Origin of the sequence: Streptomyces sp. NPDC057271 (genome assembly GCF_042668715.1) — a bacterium.
Taxonomy (GTDB): Bacteria; Actinomycetota; Actinomycetes; order Streptomycetales; family Streptomycetaceae; genus Streptomyces.
In genome coordinates this window covers 22,965-24,441 of sequence record NZ_JBHUYJ010000116.1, presented here as the reverse complement: position 1 = coordinate 24,441, position 1,477 = coordinate 22,965, and the positions used below count along the sequence as shown (strand labels likewise).

The 1,477-nt window shown below is 71.8% G+C and carries 1 protein-coding gene; it reads right to left on the bottom strand.

Features of this window, described 5'->3' with window-relative positions; translation table 11 throughout:
• Positions 1–38 precede the first annotated feature (38 nt).
• Entirely contained in the window at positions 39–1,367 is a 1,329-nt protein-coding gene (locus tag ACFUJR_RS33715; protein WP_383180953.1) for a class I SAM-dependent RNA methyltransferase, read from the bottom strand.
• Positions 1,368–1,477: the final 110 nt, after the last annotated feature.

Sequence of the window (1,477 nt, the reverse complement as noted above, 5' to 3'; positions counted from 1 at the left end):
ACGTAACGCCCATCACGCACACTCGGAGAAACGGCAGGTCAGGAGCCCTTCGAGGCGGGCTCAAGGATCGCGACGCACTCGACATGATGGGTCATCGGGAAGAGGTCAAACACGCGCAGCGTGCGGGTGCGGTAGCCGTTGTCCTTGAAGTAGGCGAGGTCGCGGGCCAGGGCCGCCGGGTCGCAGGCCACGTAGGCGATGCGGCGGGCGCCCAGGCCGGCGAGGTGGGTGACCGTCTGCTTGCCCGCGCCCGCGCGGGGCGGGTCGAGGACGATCAGGTCGACCTCGGAGATGCGGGTGCGCGGCAGGACGGTCTCGACCTTGCCCTGCTCGATGCGGACGCGGTCGTAGGCCTCCAGGTTGTGGCGGGCGTCCTCCACCGCGCGCTTGCCGGACTCGATGCCCAGGACCGCGCCCTGGTCGCCGACGCGGTCGGCGATCGCGCCCGCGAAGAGGCCGACGCCGCAGTAGAGGTCGAGGGCCGTGTCGCCCTTACGGGGCATCAGGCCCTGCATCACGGCGAGGACCAGCGTCTGGGCGGCCTTCGGGTGGACCTGCCAGAAGCCGCCGTTGCCGACGCGGTACGTGCGGTCGTCGGCGCGCTCGCGGACGAAGGGGCGGCCGTGGACACGGTGGACTCCGCCGTCCTTCTCGTCGACGCGGAGGACCGAGACCGGCTTGTCCAGTTCGACGAGGGGGAGGCGGGCGCCCGGACGGGGGGTGAGGATCACCTGGCGGTCGCCGGAGCCGGAGGCCGCGATGGCCTCGACGGAGGCCATGCCCTCCCACGTGCGCTTCTCGATACCGAGCTCGGAGACCCCGGGCGCCGCGATCATGCAGTGGTCGATCACCTCGACCTCGTGCGACCGGTGCTTGCGCAGACCGGCGTGGCCCTCGGTGTCCACGGCGTACTGGACGCGCGTCCGCCACTGCGGGACCTCGCCCGCCGGGAGCTTGTCGCCCTCGGCCGGCATGACGGTGCCGTCCCAGCCGGCCTCCTCGGGCGTGAGCCCGGCCAAGCGCTGGAGCTGCTCGGCGACGACCTCGCCCTTGAGGCGGCGCTGGGCACCCGGCTTGGCGTGCTGCCAGTCGCAGCCGCCGCACTTGCCCGGGCCCGCGAACGGGCAGGGTGCCTCGACCCGGTCCTTGGACGCCTCCAGGATCGTGACCGCGTCCGCGCGCAGATAGCGGGACGTCTCCTCGCCCTCCGTGACCCGCGCGACGACCCGCTCGCCCGGCAGCGCGTGCCGGACGAAGAGGACCCGGCCGCCCTCCGTACGCGCGATGCAGTGGCCGCCGTGGGCCACCGGGCCGACCTCGACCTCGTACTCTTCCCCGACCAACGAAGAAACAGGTGCGTTCTGCATGACCGGGTGACTCCAGAGGAAGAGAGAGGTGGGGGGTTGACAGGCGGGGACCAACAAGCCCCGCGGCCCCCCCCGTCCGTTTTTTTTCTTTCCTTTCTCCCAGACCACAA

Coding starts and splice junctions, on each gene's coding strand:
- ACFUJR_RS33715 (WP_383180953.1), bottom strand. CDS start 1,367: ATGCAGAACGCACCTGTTTCTTCGTTGGTCGGGGAAGAGTACGAGGTC.